Origin of the sequence: uncultured Ruegeria sp. (genome assembly GCF_947489545.1) — a bacterium.
GTDB lineage: Bacteria > Pseudomonadota > Alphaproteobacteria > Rhodobacterales > Rhodobacteraceae > Ruegeria.
The window spans coordinates 1-16,574 of the sequence record NZ_CANLDZ010000021.1; the positions used below are offsets into that span (position 1 = coordinate 1).

Below are 16,574 nucleotides of genomic sequence, written 5' to 3' on the forward strand. Positions count from 1 at the left end.
CCAACCCCCCCCCCACCCCCGCCCGCGGTCCCCCGGCGTGTGAGTCCGGTGTTGCTGGGGGGGGGGGGGGCGCCCCCCCCCGGGGCGCCCCCGCCACCCCCAACCGAAGGAGGGCATTTCGAATGCCCGATCGACGGGCGGGAGCCCCTAGCCCTGCTTCTGAATTTCCACCGAATGCGGATAGGGAATTGAAACGCCCTTACTGTCAAATGCTTCTTTGACAGTCTTGGTCGTCTCGAATTTAACGTCCCAGTAATCCGCTGCATTGCACCAGAGGCGCGCCGTCAGATCGACCGAGCTGTCGCCCAGATTTGTGACCCGCGCCCAGGGTTCGGGATCGGTGTGAACGCGGCTGTCAGCCTTGGCGATGTCCAAAATGATCTTCATCGCCTCGTCAGCATTGTCACCATAGTCGATGCCAAAGACCAGATCGACGCGGCGCGTGTCATGAGCCGAGAAATTGGTAATGACCGATCCCCAGGCTTGGCCATTGGGCACGATGATCTGCACGTTATCGGGCGTCACCAACTCAGTGGTAAACAGGTTCAAGTCCAGCACTGTGCCAGCAGTTCCACCGATGTCCACATACTGACCCAACTTGTAGGGGCGGAATACAACCAGCATTACACCCGCTGCCAGATCGCTAAGCGTGCCTTGTAGTGCCAGACCGATGGCCAACGAAGCCGCACCCAGAATGGCGACAATACTGGTGGCCTCGATACCAAAGATCCCCAGAACGGCGACCAGCACCATGGCAAGGATCACCCATTTCACAACGCTCGCCGCGAAATTCCCAAGCGTCGGGTCAATCTGAGGTGTCTTGTTGATGCGACGTCGGACCATGCCCGCGATCGCACGGGCCAGGATCCACCCCAGCACCAGAACAATCAAAGCCTTGCCAGCACTCATGATCATAGGCCATGCCTGACCCGCCATATCCACAGCCTGATCCATCCGTATTGTCCTCATTTCTAAAGGGTGTCGTATAAAACCATCAAACGGCCCCGCCAAATCGGCAGGGCCGAACTTTGTAACACACAGTGTTTCTTACTTTTTCAGCGAGTCGCGGATTTCCATAAGAATATCCAGTTCGCTAGGGCCTGCGGGGGCTTCTTCTGCCGCTTCTTCTTCCTCTGCAGCCGCGTCTTTGACACGGTTGACCATCTTCACCAGCATGAAAACCACCCATGCAATGATAAGAAAATTGATGATTGCCATGATAAACGAACCATAGGCAAACACCGATGCCCCGGTTTCCCGTGCGGCGTCCAGGCTTGCACCTTCGGCCACATCACCGGCCAAAACGGCATAGTTATTGGTGAAGTCTACCCCACCGGTGACCAAACCGATCAGCGGGTTGATCAGATCACCCACCAATGAGGTTACGATGGCGGTGAAAGCCGCACCAATGATTATACCAACGGCCATGTCCATGACATTGCCCTTGGCGATAAACGTTTTGAATTCTTCCAGCATTGCGTCCCTCGCTGTCGAACTAAGGTTTCTTTTTTCATTTGGCGCATCAGCGCAGGTCAATTGTGCGCAAACTGCATGCTAACAAGCGTGTTTTTATGGGAAACTTTACCTAAATTTCCCCAACATGTCGATTTCAGGAGACACCATGACCCAAAATGCGCAATTTTCCGTAGGTGAAAGATGGCCCGCCAAGGATCCATCTGTCATTCAGCTTTATTCATACCCAACGCCAAATGGTGTCAAAGCCTCGATCATGCTTGAGGAAACTGGCCTGCCTTACGAAGCACATCTGGTCACGCTGGCCGATGCCGATGTAAAAAGCCCCGAGTTCCTGTCCCTTAACCCCAACAACAAAATACCGGCAATCATTGACCCCAACGGTCCTGACGGGCATCCGGTGGGTCTGTTCGAAAGTGGCGCGATTTTGCTTTATCTGGCCGAGAAAAGCGGCAAGTTCCTCGGCCAGACTCAATCCGACAAGTACCGCATCACCCAATGGCTGATGTTTCAAATGGGTGGGCTTGGTCCGATGTTCGGGCAGTTGGGCTTTTTCTACAAATTCGCAGGTAGCGAAATCGAAGACCCCCGCCCGCGCGAGAGATACATCAACGAAGCCAAACGGTTATTGAATGTCGTAGACCAGCAGCTGGACGGGCAAGATTGGATTGCTGGCGAGTTTTCAATCGCGGACATTGCAATCGCGCCTTGGTTGAATGCGCTAGACTTTTATGGTGCAAAAGAGGCCGTCGGCTGGGCCGATCACGCCAACGCTGTGGCCTATGTCGAACGCTTCTTTGAACGCCCCGCCGTGCAACGCGGCAAAAACATTCCGGCTCAGGACCAATAAGACAAACCCGTAACACAGTCCGGGGCGGTGTCATCCGCCCCGTAACCAGCGACCTATCCTGGCAGTTTTCCGGTCAACACATAACGCAGAAGCTCAACCACTTGACCAGGCTCTTCGGCAACGGCCAAGGCCGCCGCATCGACCTCTTTCAGTGCATGCTGATGGTCCGGGCCATGCAAGACAATCAGCGACTTGCCTAACGCGGCAGCATAGCCCGCGTCAAAAGCGGCATTCCATTGTTTGTATTTGTCGCCGAACCGCACCACCACGACGTCCGCGTCAGCGATGCCTTTGCGCGTGCGAATGGCATTGACCATCGCACCTTTGTGGTCATGCCAGTATTTGTTTGGTTCTGCGCCCAGAACGGCGACGCCGCAATCGTCGCTTGCTGCGTGATCGGTCACCGGGCCGTTGAACGTCACATCCAAACCCTGTGCCCCGTCGATGATCTGTTCGCGCCAGTCGGTGTGGATTTCTCCGGACAGATAGACATTCAGGCCCATTGCAAGCTCCGTTGTTGTTTCACGACCTACTTAAGTCGCAATCGGGCAAACCCCAATGCGGAATGCGCAGAATCCGCCAAAGCGATTGCTATATCTTGCGAGCAACTAGATACCGAGCCGGAGGAGTCACGGGGAAATTCCCGCTTTCGACAATCTTGAACCCGGCTTTGGTAATTGCGGCTTCAAGAGTATCGATATCAAACTGATTGACAAATGGCGCTTTGCCGAACAGCTGCATTACGGGCAAGAGAAGCTTCAGCAAACCAAACTTGAACCCCAGACCGCCCTGGGCAAGGCACGGTGTTTTTGAGATAAACACTCCGTTGGGTGTCAGTTGCGCATGAATGCCTGCAAAAACCCCGTCGAAATCAGGTACAAGGTGAAACAGGTTGAAGCCCAGGATGGCATCATAGGTCTGCCCCTCAATCGGCATGGTAACATCCACATTTCTGAACGAGATGTTCTCGACCCCTTCTTCTTTCGCCTTTGCCCGGCCAACTTCGAGCATTCCTTCGGAAAAATCGCTCGCCGTAATATGTGAAACAGAGGGTGCGAGCAGCAGCGCTGTTGAGCCCGTTCCGCAGCCAAGCTCTAGAACCTTATGCTGTTTGGACAAATAGGACCGGGTCCGGGCCAAAGTGTACTCATAAGACTTAATGTCGCGGATTGGCGCGCGCGCGTACTTACCAGCTATACCGTCCCAGAACTTTGCGGTTGTCGTTGTCATCCTCGATCTCCTTTGCGCGCAAAGTACTCATGCACCAATCGAATATGAATTGTCGAAAATCGCAGAGTCCTTATACATATTTGCATGTCAAACCTGACCGATTTCGATTGGAACCACATCCGCGCGTTTCTAGCGACGGCCGAAACCGGATCGCTGTCTGCCGCCGCCCGGCAGCTGGGGCAGACACAACCGACGCTCAGCCGGCAGATTGCAGCGCTTGAGGCGGATCTGGGTGTGATGCTGTTCGAACGCATTGGCCGAGCCTTGCAAATCACACAAGCTGGGCTCGAATTGCTGGATCATACCCGCGCAATGGGTCAGGCAGCAAACCACATTGCACTGACGGCGTCGGGTCAGGCACAATCTATCGAAGGGCTGGTACGCATCACCGCCAGCGATATCATGTCCGCGTATATCCTGCCTGACCTTCTACGTGAACTTCGCGCTCAGGCGCCGCGGCTGCGGATCGACGTCATCGCCTCTAACGACATTCGTGATCTGATGCGGCGCGAGGCGGATATTGCGATCCGGCATGTACGCCCCGATCAACCCGACCTGATCGCCAGACTGGTCAATGAGGCATCGGGGCACTTCTACGCCACGACCGAATATCTGAACCGCGCTGGGCGCCCCAAGACCCTCGCCGAGTTATCGAAACATGAGTTCATCAGCTTCGGCGATACAGCCCAAATGATTGCTTATCTGGACCCACTTGGCATTCACCTGACCGAAGATAACTTTCGGCTCGGCTCGCAGAATGGCATCGTTTCCTGGGAATACGCGAAGCAAGGCTTCGGAATTGCTCCGATGTCTGAGGTGGTTGGCGACGCAACACCGGGCGTCGAACGTGTGATCCCAAACATGAAAGCGATCAAGTTCCCGATCTGGCTGACCACCCATCGCGAGCTGCATACAAGCCGCCGCATCCGCTTGGTTTTTGATTTGCTGGCCGACCATTTGTCCAAATGAAAAACGCGCCCGAAGGCGCGCATTTCCAATCGCGGGGCCCTGGGTCAGGCGCGCAGGACGCCGCCCGTGGCCTTGGTCACCTTGGCGATGATCTTTTCGGCCACCGCCTCAATATCCTTTTCCTTCAGCGTCGCATCCGAAGGTTGCAAGCGTACCGTAATGGCCAGCGACTTCTTGCCCTCACCAACACTGCCCCCAATGAATTCGTCAAAGACGCGCACATCCTCGATCAGCGCCTTGTCTGCGCCGGTGGCGGCATTGACCAGTGTCAGCGCCTCAACATCCGCGTCGACAACAAAGGCAAAGTCACGCTCGACCGCTTGTAGATCGCGCAGTTCCAGCGCCGACCGTGTCGCACCCGACTTGCGGGGCATTGGCACCTGGTCCGGCCAGATGGTGAATGCCATTGCCGGGCCTTTGATGTCCATCGCCTGCAGCACGCGCGGATGCACTTCGCCAAACACGCCCAGTACCTTTTTCGGCCCCAGACAGATCTTGCCGTGTCGCCCCGGGTGCCACCAGGCATCGCCATCGCGCAAAACTTGAACCTTGGCGGGCGCACCAATGGCAGCCAGCACAGCCTCGGCATCTGCCTTGGCATCGAACAGGTCTACCGGGCGGGACGCGCCGTGGACATCTTTGGGTCCGTCCCGACCAACAAGCAAACCTGTGATCTGCGTATTCTGCTCGCCGGGCTCTCCGTCATGGAAAACCGGTCCAACTTCGAACAGCGCCAGATCAGCAAACCCGCGCGCCTGATTGCGGGCTGCAGCCTGCAATAGCCCCGGCAGCAGGTCCGGGCGCATATGGCTCATCTCGGTCGAGATCGGATTTTCCAGCTGCGTCGCCTCATCCCCACCGCCAAACAGAGCGGCCGAGGCCTGATCGATAAATGTGTACGAAACGCATTCGTTGTAGCCCAGCGCCGCGCAGGTGCGTCGCGCCATCGACTGGCGTCGCTGTGCTGGCGTCATCACCGGCTTGGGGATACCATCGGTCACACGCGGCAATGGCTTGCCCTGCAACTTGGTCAGGGATGCGATCCGCGCGACCTCTTCCACCAGATCGGCCTCGCCCATGATATCCGGGCGCCAGCTGGGCACATGCGCCATCTCACCTTCAAGACGGAAACCCAGACGGGTCAGGGTCTGGCGTTGATCGCTTTCCGGAATCTCCATGCCAACCAGTGACTGTACGCGTTCCGCGTCCAGCCTGTAGGCCCGTGAATGCTTCGGCGCTTTGCCCGCAACAACAACTTTCGACGCCTCACCACCGCAGATGTCCAGGATCATCTGGGTCGCGTGCTCCAGCCCCTCAAGCGTGTATTCGGGGTCAACGCCACGTTCGAACCGATACCGTGCGTCCGAGTTGACTTTCAGCGCGCGACCCGTCAGCGCAATCTGCACGTGATCCCAGAACGCGCTTTCAAGAAAGACATTAACCGTCTCTTCCGTACATCCGGTTTCCGCGCCACCCATGATCCCGGCAATCGATTCCGGACCGTTGTCATCAGAAATCACCATCATGCCGGGCTGCAGCGTGTACTCTTTCTCATCCAGCGCAACCACCTGTTCGCCGCCTGTGGCGCGGTGCACCCGAAGGTTTCCCTGCACCTTGTCGGCGTCAAAGACGTGCAAAGGACGATTAGAGTCGAAGGTCATATAATTGGTGATGTCCACCAAAGCCGAGATTGGACGCAAACCAATCGCCTTCAACTGATCCTGCAGCCATTGCGGGCTGGGGCCGTTCTTCACGCCCCTTATCAGACGTCCAGTGAAATGCGGCGCCCCGTCCAGCGTGTCATCGTCGATGGCAACCTTGATCGGGCTTTCAAAATCACCCGGCACCGGAACATAGTCCCGCTGCTTCAACGTTCCCAGACCACGCGCTGCCAGATCGCGAGCAATCCCGACCACGCCCAGAGCGTCCGGACGGTTCGGAGTGATCGCAATCTCGATCATCGGATCAACCTTGGACGGATCATTCTCAGCCAGCCAGTCGACGAACTTGTCGCCCACGTCACCCGAGGGCAGTTCGATAATGCCGTCATGTTCTTCGGACAGTTCCAGCTCGCGCTCGGACGCCATCATGCCAAAGCTTTCAACGCCGCGGATTTTGCCAACGCTGATGGTCAGGTCCAGACCGGGGATATACATGCCCGGTTTGCAGACGACGACGGTGATGCCTTCTCGGGCGTTGGGCGCACCGCAGATGATCTGCAGATCACCCTCATTCGTCTCGACCGTGCACACCCGCAACTTGTCGGCGTCTGGGTGTTTCTCGGCATGCTTTACATAGCCCAGCGTAAAGCCAGCCAGCCGGTCCGCAGGATTTACAATCTCTTCAACTTCGAGGCCGAGATCGGTCAGCGTTTCGGCGATTTCCTCAACCGACGCATCCGTGTCCAGGTGGTCTTTGAGCCAGGAAAGAGTGAATTTCATCGGTCGTATTCCGCCAGTAATCTTGGGTTAAACCGCGTGTAGCGGATATTCACCCAAGGTGAAAGAGGCCGTATGACCCACTTACGCTAGTCATCAGCAACTGTGTTATCAACGCTGTCCGATCCCGCGAACACCGCCAGAATACGGGCAATACCATCGCCGGTGTTCACGCCGGTGTGGGGAGACTGAAACGCCTCGACAAAAGCGTCACCCTTGGTATAGGTTTTGGTCCCCTTGTCGGCGTAATCAACGGTTATTTCACCTTCGAGAACATAGGCCGCCAAGGGCGCATCGTGGCGATGCACACCCGTTTCCTGACCGGGTTGCATTGTCACAATAGCCATCGTGATTTGCGGGGTCCCGTCGGGATACTCCAACGGCTCGCCCATAACCGAGCTATCGGTCTGCAGCAGCACATCGACTGGCGGATAAGTGTCACGCGCAAGGGCTGGAACAGCCCCAAAGATCAGGGCAATCAAAAGCAACGTTTTCACCAGCAAACCTCCCAAGTAGCGTCAGTTGGCAAAGCTGAACGCGTTGCTTCGGGCTTGTCAAACCGCAACTTAGGGGTAAGCCGGCGTCTGGCCCAACAACTCATCAAGTTGCCAGCCGATCCAGCCATGCGGGATGAAATGTCCACCCGGATGCGTGTCCAACGTGACTTGCCCGATGGCACAATCGGTCCATTCCACACGGCTGAGCGTCAGAAAGGGCACCACGCTCCAATCACCTTGCGGGGTGGCGGAGCGGCAACCGTACATCTCACGCCACAGCGCCACCGGATAGGTCGTGTCGCCACCGGGGCCAAAGGGGAAATCCATCACCATATCGTCCAGCCCGTGCACATGACGCACCTCGCCCGGAGCCTGCGGGCAGGTTTCGGTCTGGCGGATCGAGCCTGCGACCGCCAGAAGCGCGGCAGTGTCATTGCCGGACTGGCAAACATAGCGCCAAGCCATCGCGCCACCGAAGGAGTAGCCAGAAACATAGACGCGTTCGGGATCGATCGGGTATCGCTTGGCGACATCATCCAGCACCCGGTCGGCAAAACCAACGTCACCTGTATCAGACGCCCAGAAGTTCCAGCTTTTCCCCAACCCGTTGGGCGCAACAAGCAAAACACCCCGCCGTTTCGTCGCCCCTGCGATCCGTTCGTGTTTCACCACAACGGTGCCCTGCCGCGCCCAGCCGTGGAAATGCAATAGCACCGGCAGAGGCGTTTCACCGTCCCAGCCATCCGGCTCCAGCACATGGTACGAGCGCTCGCCCACCTCGCAGGCAGTATCACCGTGGCAGTCAGTGTTCCAAGGCCCCATTGAAAAGGCCGGGGACGCTGCGAGCATCAAAAGGGAAATCAGTCGATAAATCATTTGGCTGAGCCTAGCCAGCCAGCGCGCCATGTCACGTCACAACCCCGTGGGACACTGTAACAAGCCGCGCTATCGCCAGACCGTGGGGTGGCAATCAATGCGGTGAGTTGGGTGCTTTATTGCAGGCAAGTCCGAGTACTGTTCGAGCCGCGTGTTGACGGGGGTAAATCGGCCTTTGCTCCGCGTAAAGCTTAGGAAGTTCTCCAGTGCTCTTTCACACAGTCTTCTCGCATGGCATCGGCAATGCCATCGAGCTTAGTTCTGATGTCGTCCCGATGCTCGTCTAAATCTGGCGCGTCTTCATCCAATCTCGCAAAATTCACTATTGTCATGAGCAACGGCTTCGCTTGGTCAACAACCTTCATTGAGCCGTAAACTTTCAAAGCGAGGAACGCTTCACGGTACTTTACTGTCTGCGCGTCCACTTTGGCTTCATCGCTTTCAGTGCACATAACGCGCAGAAGGTTTTCTGCCTCGGCCAAGTATTTCGTGTAGATTACGCGACATTCTGAAAGAACATGTTCTTTTCTATCGACTTTCTTTTGACGCCCATAGGCAATCAAACCTAATCCAGCTGCTACGAAGGGGGCGGCTAACTGTAGCCAATCAATTACTGTGACTTCGCCGCTCACCGCGACAAACCACCATGCAGGTTCGGCATGTCCAGCGCCGCGAAACCATAGTGGCGCAGCCAGCGCAGATCGGAATCAAAGAACGCCCGCAAATCCGGAATGCCGTATTTCAGCATCGCCAGACGATCGATGCCAATGCCAAAGGCAAAGCCCTGATAGACATCCGGATCAATCCCTCCAGCAGCGATCACCTTGGGGTGGACCATGCCGGAACCAAGGATTTCCATCCAGTCGTCGCCCTCACCGATCTTCAGCTGACCGTTGTCCCAGGAACAGCGGATATCGACCTCGGCCGAAGGTTCGGTGAAGGGGAAGTGCGAGGCGCGGAAGCGTAGTTCGACGTCATCGACCTCGAAGAACGCCTTCACGAACTCTTCCAGAACCCATTTCAGGTTCGCCATCGAGATGTCTTTGTCGATGGCCAGCCCCTCGACCTGATGGAACATCGGCGTGTGGGTCTGGTCATAGTCGGCGCGATACACACCGCCCGGACAAATGATGCGGATCGGCGCGCCCTGCAACTCCATCGAGCGTATCTGCACCGGAGAGGTGTGGGTGCGCAGCACGTGCGGCGGGCGGTTATCCCCCTCAGCACGGTGCATGTAAAAGGTATCCATCTCGGCCCGCGCGGGGTGGTGGCCAGGGATGTTCAGCGCATCGAAATTATGCCAGTCGGTTTCGATCCGCGGCCCTTCAGCAACCGAGAAACCAAGCTCGGCAAAGATCGCCGTCAGCTCTTCAGTGGCCTGGCTGACAGGGTGAACCGAGCCCTGACGACGCGCACGGGTGGGCAGCGTGACATCCAGCCATTCGGTGCGCAGACGTTCATCCAACGCAGCATCGGCAAGACCCGCTTTCTTGGCAACCAGCGCCGAGTTGATTTCATCCTTCAACGCGTTCAGCGCAGGACCCGCGACCTGACGCTCTTCGGGCGTCATCTTGCCCAGTTCGCGCATCTTCAGCGCGACTTCGCCCTTTTTGCCGACGGCCGCAACGCGGATCGCTTCAAGCGTGTTTTCGTCTCCAGCCTCGGCGATTTGGCCCAGATATTTTGCCTTAAGATCGTCCATGACGGCCCTCTGAAATTGGTCGAGAACCTGCTATCGGTCCGGCCACGCAAATGCAAGCCGAACGGGCGGGATCAATAACTGTAGTCGGGGAAAACCCGGGTCAGGTCGCCCTGCCAATCGCCGTTATAGTGATCCAGCAATTCATCGGCAGGAACTTTTCCCGTTTCTATACTGTCTTTGAGCGCATTCAGAAAATGCGATTCATCGGGAACCATGCCACCCGCGCCGGGATAGGCGCGGGCCTTCAGACCGGCCTCGGATATCGCGACCACTTCGCGCGCCAGATCGTGCATGTTGATGTTGCCGACCTGTGCTTGCAGACCGTCCTTGGCGGCTTCGACCCGCAATGCCTCGCGCGTTTCGGCATCCCAGCCTTTGACCAGATCCCAGGCCGCATCCAGCGCGCCTTGATCATAAGTCAGGCCCACCCAGAAGGCGGGCAAAGCACATAGACGCCGCCACGGGCCACCATCGGCGCCGCGCATTTCCATGAATTTCTTGATCCGTGCCTCGGGGAACGCGGTAGTCAGATGATCTGCCCAATCGCTCAGCGTTGGGGTTTCGCCCGGAAGGGCGGGAAGTTTTCCTTGTAGGAAGTCCCGGAACGACATGCCCAGCGCGTTGATGTATTCACCGTCGCGATAGACAAAATACATCGGAACATCGAGCGCGTATTCCACGTAGCGTTCAAACCCAAAGCCTTCTTCGAACACAAAGGGCAGCATACCTGTCCGGGCATCGTCCAGATGCCGCCAGATAAAACTGCGCCAGCTTTTCTGACCGTTGGGCTTGCCTTCAAAGAACGGCGAATTGGCAAAAAGCGCGGTCGCAACAGGTTGCAGCGCCAATGCGACACGCAGCTTTTGCACCATGTCGGCCTCGGATCCGAAGTCGATATTGACCTGAACCGTACAGGTCCGGCGCATCATCGCGCGGCCCATGGTGCCGACTTTCTCCATATAGTCATTCATCAGCCGGTATCGCCCCTTGGGCATCAGCGGCATTTCTTCATGGGTCCAGATCGGGGCAGCGCCCAGACCGATAAAACCCACTCCGATCTCGTCAGCGATATCTTTAACTTCGCGCAGGTGAACATTCACCTCGTCGCAGGTTTCGTGGATCGTCTCCAACGGTGCACCTGACAGCTCTAGTGCGCCGCCTGGTTCCAGGCTGACATTCGCGCCATCTTTTTCGAGGCCAATCAGATGCCCGGCTTCGCGCACCTCGCCCCAACCGTGACGATCCCGCAGGCCTTCCAGCACTGCGACGATCGAGCGTTTTCCGTCGAATGGCAAAGGCTTCAGCGTGTCTTTGCAATATCCGAACTTTTCGTGCTCGGTACCGATGCGCCAATCCTGTTTGGGCTTGCAGCCCGATTCAAGATATTCGGCCAATTGCTCATGGCGTTCGATCGGTCCGCCGCCGGACTGGGGGATGGACATGAACCGTGCTCCGATCCTGTTGAACCTTGTCTTGAAGGCCAGTCCTGAGGGCAAACTGCGCCAGTGTCAATGCAGCCGAAAGTGTGCGGGGCGCGAGGGTGTTCGCTCCCAGATAACGACCGGAATCGACGATCCGCGGTTCAGTTCCGCCAGCATTTGTTCTGTTTTCAAACCCGGCAGATTCGAAAACACATCGAACAACGCCTCGGCGCCTTCTGCATTCACAGGAATGTGAAGCGCCGGCTGACCGGGTTGGTCCAACACCCAATGCGCAGGGTGCAATGTCGGGTCCAGCGCCAGCCGCTCGATCTCGCGCGTGGCGACGATGCCACCGTCAAGCGGACCCAGATACGTGATCTGACCTTCGTCAATGGTCACCACACCTTGCCCGCCCGTACCGGTTCGGAACCGCGCCCGTTGCACGCCAATAACGGCCAGCGCTAGTGACACGGCGACCAATACCCAGCCAATCCAACCCAGCAATCCTCCGGGGCCGCTAACCCAGCTGAGGCCGAGGATCAAAACGAAAACCGCAACGAGAACCTCACGCCACCGCCAAAGGGCAAGCTTGGCTTCGGGTCGAATGAAGCTCATGCTGTGGCCTCCTTTTCTGCCTGGAAGAGTATCAAGGCGAACTTGCCAGCAGTGGCAAACCCAATAGCCATATAGGCACGCGCCGCTGATTCTGAAGCAGCAAACAGAATGGCACGCGTTACACCAGATTCTCGCGCTTCGTTAAGATGCAACGCAACCGCCATCGCTGCCTTATCTTGCCAACCAGCCAATCGAACGATCCGACGGGCCTGCGCGGCCTCGCCAATCACACCTGTAACAGGACCATCGCCAATCAAAGCCAGCGCAAACAGCAATTCGTGATCCGTGCAATCGGAACATTGCCGCAGGATCATTCCTTCGTTTGTGATGGTAAACACTGCTCGTTGATCGTCGCCAATCACCCACATTCGGACAGCGCGCGGATCGCTTCCGTTCAGGCCAAAATTACGCAGGTTGGCCAGTGGGAACATCGAACTTTGCACATGCCGGTACAAAAAACTTTCAATTTTTCCGAGGTCTTCTTGACGCGCGGCGCGCCACATCAGACCCAGTCCCCCAATGCTTGCTGCCACATGGTCAATGCTGCAACGGCCGCTGTGTCGGCCCTCAGGATACGCGGGCCGAGGCTGACAACATGCGCATATGGCAACGCGGTCAGGCGCGCGCGTTCATGATCCGAAAACCCGCCTTCAGGCCCGACGAGGATGGCCCAAGGACACCCCTTCTCGCTGGCCGCCAAACGCAGGGCAGAACCTACTTCGGCTTCGTTGCAGAACATCAGTTGGCGTCCATCTGGCCAGCTATCCAGAACTTTGTCCAGACGCTGTAAATCGGCGACTTCAGGCACAAACGTCCCGCCGCATTGCTCGGCTGCCTCGACCGCGTGCGCCTGCAGGCGATCCTGACGGATGCGCTCGGAATTGGTGAACTGGGTTTGCACGGGCATGATCCGCGCCGCGCCCATTTCGGCCGCTTTTTCGACGATGAAATCGGTGCGTGCCTTTTTGATCGGCGCAAACATGAACCACAGATCAGGCGGCAACTGCAGCGGCTTCGTTTGCTGGGCACATGTCAGGACACCGCCGCGTTTGCCAGCCTCGGACACCTCGGCCAGCCACTCGCCATCCTGACCGTTGAACAGGGCAACTTGGCCGCCCACACCCAATCGCATCACACCAAACAGGTAATGCGCCTGCTCGCGCGTCAATTCTACCGATTGCCCCTGACCCAAGGGCTGCTCTACATACAGTCTGATCTTCGCACTCATGAGACCTACATATGCAAGGCAATGCCCCAACACCAGACGGTCAGGTCGCTGATGCCGTAACCGGCAATTGGGTGGACACCCACGCACCCGCCTTCACCCGTCCCTATCTGCGGCTGAGCCGCGCCGACCGACCAATCGGAACCTGGCTTTTGCTGATTCCGTGCTGGTGGGGCCTAGCACTGGCGATCCTCAGCGATGGCCAACCGCGCCTGGGCGATTTGTGGATCGCCGTAGGTTGCGCGTTGGGCGCGTTTTTAATGCGAGGTGCGGGATGCACCTGGAACGACATCACTGACCGGGAGTTTGACGCTCAGGTCGAGCGCACGCGGTCACGCCCGATTCCTGCTGGGCATGTCACCGTCCGGCAAGCTGCGGCTTGGATGGTTCTGCAGTGCTTGTTGGCACTGGCCATCCTGCTCAGCTTCAATCAGGCAGCTATTGCCATGGGTGTTCTGTCTTTGCTTCCGGTAGCAGTCTACCCGTTTGCCAAGCGCTTCACCTGGTGGCCCCAAGTATTCTTGGGCTTGGCATTCAATTGGGGCGCATTGCTGGCCTGGACTGCCCATAGCGGTACGCTGGGTTGGCCTGCTGTCATCCTCTATCTGTCCGGCATCGCGTGGACACTGTTCTATGACACGATTTATGCTCACCAGGATGCCGAAGATGATGAGCTTGTGGGTATCAAATCCACGGCGCGCCTGTTTGGAACTGATACTGCGAAATGGCTCAAGTACTTTCTGGCTGTGGCGGTTGGATTGATGGGGCTGGCGATCATTGACGCGGGCGTTCCAAACGCGTCGATCTTTGCCCTTGCCGTCGCCCTTGGCGGACCTTGGGCCATGGGGTGGCACATGATGTGGCAACTGCGTGGTCTGGATATCGAGGACAATACCAAGCTCCTCCAACTGTTTCATTCCAACAGAGACACCGGCCTGATTCCGCTGATCTTCCTCTGCGTCGCCCTGTTGCTCTGATTGCACCTCTGCTTCGGGGTCTGTTAAGAGTTCTGCCAATCGCCTGAGGAGTCTAAAACCCGCATATGCGTCTGCCGTATATATTAGTCGTTTCCCTGATCTTCCTCGTGTCAGCCGTGGTGTCGCTGCTGGCGGCCAGCTACGCCGTGACCAAGATCGAAGAGACATCGGAATTCGCCGTTCGGCGTGCATTGGACCTTAAAGGCCATGACTGGGCAGAAGTTGAGTCCGATGGGCTGCGTGTTGTTCTGACGGGGATGGCACCGGATGAAGCAATGCGTTTTAACGCGCTGACGGCTGCAGGGGCCGAGGTCGACACCTCGCGGGTCATTGACGAGATGAAGGTGACCGCAACCTCTGCACTGGCTGCGCCGCGATTTTCCGTAGAAATCCTGCGCAATGACAGCGGTATCTCGATCATTGGACTGATCCCGGCCAGCGAAGATCGCGAAGCGCTGATGGACAGGCTGCGCGGTCTAGATCGCTCGGTTCCGGTATCGGATCTGATGGAGACCGCAGACTACCCCAAACCAAAAGGGTGGGATGATGCGGTTTCTTACGCGATTGACGCCTTGTCTCGACTGCCACGCGCAAAAATCTCTGCCAACTCTGGGCTGGTCAAGATCACCGCCATTTCCGACAGCCAGCAGGAAAAGGAGCAACTCGAACAAGATCTGACTCGCGCCGCGCCAGCCAGCTTGCGAATTGGCTTGTCGATCTCGGCACCGCGACCGGTGATCACGCCGTTCACATTGCGGTATCTGATCGGCGAGGCAGGCGGCCAGTTTGATGCCTGCTCGGCCCAAGACGAAAAAGCCCGGGATCGGATTGTTGCAGCGGCTCAGAACGCGGGCTTATCTGGACCCTATTCTTGCACCATTGGTTTGGGTGTCCCTTCGCCGCGTTGGCCTGAAGCTGCCGAGTTGGGCATCCGTGCATTGGCAGAAATTGGACGAGGGTCGATAACAATCTCGGATGCGGACATCACCCTGATTGCAGCACAGGGTACGCTGCCAGCGCTGTTTGACCGGGTTGTGGGTGAACTAGAAACGGCGCTGCCAGACGTTTTTGCCCTGCACGCCGTATTGCCTGAACCGGAAACAGAAGAACAGTCCGGTCCCATCGAGTTCTCTGCAACCCGCAGCCCAGAAGGCCTGGTTCAACTGCGTGGACGCCTGGGTGACGAAACCCTGCGGGATATGGTCGACAGCTACGCCCGCGCGGCTTTTGGATCGGAACAGGTTTACACCGCAACACGCATCGTTCCGGATCTGCCTGCGGACTGGCCCGTGCGTGTTCTGGCGGGACTTGAGGCATTGAACCAACTCAAAAACGGGGCACTGACCGTCACCCCGGACTCGGTTGAATTGATCGGTCTCAGCCACGATGAGGGCGCTAAAGCCCGAATAGCCGGGCAACTTTCGGACAAGTTAGGAGAGGCGCAGGATTTCACCCTGTCGATCACCTATCAACCACCGCCCGATCCGGCAGACGCCCTGCCCGACCCCGAGCTTTGTGAAACGCAAATTGCCGACATTCAAGCTGTCAGCAAGATTGCGTTTGAACCCGGATCATCAACGATTGCCGCAGATTCGCGCGACACCGTCAACCAGATCGCCGATATCCTGCGTGAATGCGGCCCAATCCGCATGGAGATTCAGGGGCATACCGATAGCCAGGGCCGGGAAGAGATGAACCAGCAGCTCAGCCAGTCCCGCGCGCAATCGATCCTGAACGAATTGCGCGGGCGGCGCATCCCTACCGCAAGCTACACAGCCGTGGGCTATGGCGAAACGCAACCCATTGGCGACAATGACAGTGAAGAAGGGCGCGAAGAAAATCGACGGATCGAATTCCGCCTGATCAGGCCCGAACCTGTCACCAATGAAGAAACCGGGCTAGAAGCCTTGGAGGCTGACGTAACAGACTCCGAGCAAACGGAAAATGACGCATCTGAGTCAGATGCAGAGGACCAGTGACTTGAACAGATTTGAATTCATCATCGCCACCGCCATCATCCTGTTCGCCGCCTTTTGCATGGGCTGGTTCGCAAATTGGCTGGCCCATCGACTGTCACGCGTGCGCCAGAGTGATGTAGCCGATCTGGACCGCATGAGCCAGGAACTGCACGAGGCCGAAGAAACCCGCGATCAGGCGATTACTTATCTTCAGCAGCGCGAGGCGGAACTGACCAATCAGCTGACCCAGACCGAGGCCGAGCTTGCGGCTGCAATGGATGGTCTGCGTGCCGCCCGTCAGGAAGCAGAAGAATTGCGCGGACGGATCAACAACGCTGATTGA

At 57.5% G+C, this 16,574-nt stretch carries 18 protein-coding genes; 5 read left to right on the forward strand and 13 right to left on the reverse strand.

What is annotated here, in order from left to right; translation table 11 throughout:
• Nucleotides 1–147: 147 nt before the first annotated feature.
• Entirely contained in the window at nt 148–954 is an 807-nt protein-coding gene (locus Q1B13_RS21830) for a mechanosensitive ion channel domain-containing protein (RefSeq protein ID WP_298937708.1), read from the reverse strand.
• A gap of 93 nt (nt 955–1,047) precedes the next feature.
• Nucleotides 1,048–1,476, reverse strand: coding sequence for a large conductance mechanosensitive channel protein MscL (gene mscL / locus Q1B13_RS21835; RefSeq protein ID WP_298937709.1), 429 nt, complete (start codon nt 1,474–1,476; stop codon nt 1,048–1,050).
• Between the two features lie 145 nt (nt 1,477–1,621).
• Between mscL and Q1B13_RS21840 the strand changes: the two genes are divergently transcribed.
• On the forward strand, nt 1,622–2,323 hold the full coding sequence (locus tag Q1B13_RS21840) for a glutathione S-transferase N-terminal domain-containing protein (RefSeq protein ID WP_299084324.1): 702 nt from the start codon (nt 1,622–1,624) through the stop codon (nt 2,321–2,323).
• A 53-nt stretch (nt 2,324–2,376) separates the two neighbouring features.
• Here the strand turns inward: Q1B13_RS21840 and Q1B13_RS21845 are convergent, their stop codons facing one another.
• Nucleotides 2,377–2,826: a YtoQ family protein gene (locus tag Q1B13_RS21845; protein ID WP_299084322.1), complete on the reverse strand. Its 450-nt coding sequence runs from the start codon at nt 2,824–2,826 to the stop codon at nt 2,377–2,379.
• Between the two features lie 88 nt (nt 2,827–2,914).
• Nucleotides 2,915–3,553 (reverse strand): class I SAM-dependent methyltransferase, encoded by a 639-nt coding sequence (locus Q1B13_RS21850; RefSeq protein ID WP_299084319.1) that lies wholly within the window; start codon nt 3,551–3,553, stop codon nt 2,915–2,917.
• 84 nt (nt 3,554–3,637) lie between these two features.
• Between Q1B13_RS21850 and Q1B13_RS21855 the strand changes: the two genes are divergently transcribed.
• Complete coding sequence (locus Q1B13_RS21855) at nt 3,638–4,522, forward strand: LysR family transcriptional regulator (RefSeq protein ID WP_299084316.1); 885 nt, start codon at nt 3,638–3,640, stop codon at nt 4,520–4,522.
• A gap of 44 nt (nt 4,523–4,566) precedes the next feature.
• Here Q1B13_RS21855 and pheT read toward each other — a convergent pair whose 3' ends face one another.
• The 9 genes from pheT to Q1B13_RS21900 all read right to left on the reverse strand — a co-directional run bounded on the left by pheT (nt 4,567) and on the right by Q1B13_RS21900 (nt 13,299).
• Nucleotides 4,567–6,963: a phenylalanine--tRNA ligase subunit beta gene (gene pheT / locus Q1B13_RS21860; RefSeq protein ID WP_299084314.1), complete on the reverse strand. Its 2,397-nt coding sequence runs from the start codon at nt 6,961–6,963 to the stop codon at nt 4,567–4,569.
• Nucleotides 6,964–7,049: 86 nt separating this feature from the next.
• On the reverse strand, nt 7,050–7,457 hold the full coding sequence (locus tag Q1B13_RS21865; protein ID WP_299084311.1) for a cupin domain-containing protein: 408 nt from the start codon (nt 7,455–7,457) through the stop codon (nt 7,050–7,052).
• A 69-nt stretch (nt 7,458–7,526) separates the two neighbouring features.
• Entirely contained in the window at nt 7,527–8,333 is an 807-nt protein-coding gene (locus tag Q1B13_RS21870) for a PHB depolymerase family esterase (protein WP_299084309.1), read from the reverse strand.
• A gap of 191 nt (nt 8,334–8,524) precedes the next feature.
• Complete coding sequence (locus Q1B13_RS21875; RefSeq protein ID WP_298937717.1) at nt 8,525–8,965, reverse strand: hypothetical protein; 441 nt, start codon at nt 8,963–8,965, stop codon at nt 8,525–8,527.
• Nucleotides 8,962–10,035 carry a phenylalanine--tRNA ligase subunit alpha gene (pheS, locus tag Q1B13_RS21880; RefSeq protein ID WP_298937718.1) on the reverse strand — a complete coding sequence of 358 codons (1,074 nt, stop codon included), beginning with the start codon at nt 10,033–10,035 and terminating at the stop codon, nt 8,962–8,964. The genes Q1B13_RS21875 and pheS overlap by 4 nt, the downstream gene beginning before the upstream one ends.
• A gap of 71 nt (nt 10,036–10,106) precedes the next feature.
• Nucleotides 10,107–11,477: a glutamate--cysteine ligase gene (locus Q1B13_RS21885; protein ID WP_299084306.1), complete on the reverse strand. Its 1,371-nt coding sequence runs from the start codon at nt 11,475–11,477 to the stop codon at nt 10,107–10,109.
• A 66-nt stretch (nt 11,478–11,543) separates the two neighbouring features.
• Nucleotides 11,544–12,071, reverse strand: a complete 528-nt coding sequence (locus Q1B13_RS21890) for a hypothetical protein (RefSeq protein ID WP_299084304.1) — start codon at nt 12,069–12,071, stop codon at nt 11,544–11,546.
• A complete protein-coding gene (locus tag Q1B13_RS21895; RefSeq protein WP_299084301.1) occupies nt 12,068–12,502 on the reverse strand; it encodes a hypothetical protein in 435 nt (144 codons plus the stop codon). Before Q1B13_RS21895 ends, Q1B13_RS21890 begins: the two co-directional genes overlap by 4 nt.
• A gap of 71 nt (nt 12,503–12,573) precedes the next feature.
• Nucleotides 12,574–13,299, reverse strand: coding sequence for a 16S rRNA (uracil(1498)-N(3))-methyltransferase (locus tag Q1B13_RS21900; RefSeq protein WP_299084298.1), 726 nt, complete (start codon nt 13,297–13,299; stop codon nt 12,574–12,576).
• An 11-nt stretch (nt 13,300–13,310) separates the two neighbouring features.
• On the opposite strand from Q1B13_RS21900, the gene ubiA reads away from it, so the two are divergent.
• The 3 genes from ubiA (at nt 13,311) to Q1B13_RS21915 (ending at nt 16,574) form a co-directional block, all read left to right on the forward strand.
• The gene (gene ubiA, locus Q1B13_RS21905) at nt 13,311–14,273 is read left to right on the forward strand and encodes a 4-hydroxybenzoate octaprenyltransferase (RefSeq protein WP_299084296.1); all 963 of its coding nucleotides are present in this window, start codon (nt 13,311–13,313) and stop codon (nt 14,271–14,273) included.
• A gap of 65 nt (nt 14,274–14,338) precedes the next feature.
• Nucleotides 14,339–16,252, forward strand: a complete 1,914-nt coding sequence (locus Q1B13_RS21910) for an OmpA family protein (protein WP_299084294.1) — start codon at nt 14,339–14,341, stop codon at nt 16,250–16,252.
• A 1-nt stretch (nt 16,253) separates the two neighbouring features.
• Nucleotides 16,254–16,574, forward strand: a complete 321-nt coding sequence (locus tag Q1B13_RS21915) for a hypothetical protein (RefSeq protein WP_120632498.1) — start codon at nt 16,254–16,256, stop codon at nt 16,572–16,574.

Bases quoted from the DNA above. Each gene is read 5' to 3' on its own strand.
- pheT (WP_299084314.1), bottom strand. From the start codon at position 6,963: ATGAAATTCACTCTTTCCTGGCTCAAAGACCACCTGGACACGGATGCG.
- Q1B13_RS21900 (WP_299084298.1), bottom strand. From the start codon at position 13,299: ATGAGTGCGAAGATCAGACTGTATGTAGAGCAGCCCTTGGGTCAGGGG.
- Q1B13_RS21845 (WP_299084322.1), bottom strand. From the start codon at position 2,826: ATGGGCCTGAATGTCTATCTGTCCGGAGAAATCCACACCGACTGGCGC.
- Q1B13_RS21890 (WP_299084304.1), bottom strand. From the start codon at position 12,071: ATGAGCTTCATTCGACCCGAAGCCAAGCTTGCCCTTTGGCGGTGGCGT.
- Q1B13_RS21840 (WP_299084324.1), top strand. From the start codon at position 1,622: ATGACCCAAAATGCGCAATTTTCCGTAGGTGAAAGATGGCCCGCCAAG.
- Q1B13_RS21870 (WP_299084309.1), bottom strand. From the start codon at position 8,333: ATGATTTATCGACTGATTTCCCTTTTGATGCTCGCAGCGTCCCCGGCC.
- ubiA (WP_299084296.1), top strand. From the start codon at position 13,311: ATGCAAGGCAATGCCCCAACACCAGACGGTCAGGTCGCTGATGCCGTA.
- Q1B13_RS21850 (WP_299084319.1), bottom strand. From the start codon at position 3,553: ATGACAACGACAACCGCAAAGTTCTGGGACGGTATAGCTGGTAAGTAC.
- Q1B13_RS21885 (WP_299084306.1), bottom strand. From the start codon at position 11,477: ATGTCCATCCCCCAGTCCGGCGGCGGACCGATCGAACGCCATGAGCAA.
- Q1B13_RS21895 (WP_299084301.1), bottom strand. From the start codon at position 12,502: ATGTTCCCACTGGCCAACCTGCGTAATTTTGGCCTGAACGGAAGCGAT.
- Q1B13_RS21855 (WP_299084316.1), top strand. From the start codon at position 3,638: ATGTCAAACCTGACCGATTTCGATTGGAACCACATCCGCGCGTTTCTA.
- mscL (WP_298937709.1), bottom strand. From the start codon at position 1,476: ATGCTGGAAGAATTCAAAACGTTTATCGCCAAGGGCAATGTCATGGAC.
- Q1B13_RS21830 (WP_298937708.1), bottom strand. From the start codon at position 954: ATGGATCAGGCTGTGGATATGGCGGGTCAGGCATGGCCTATGATCATG.
- Q1B13_RS21910 (WP_299084294.1), top strand. From the start codon at position 14,339: ATGCGTCTGCCGTATATATTAGTCGTTTCCCTGATCTTCCTCGTGTCA.
- pheS (WP_298937718.1), bottom strand. From the start codon at position 10,035: ATGGACGATCTTAAGGCAAAATATCTGGGCCAAATCGCCGAGGCTGGA.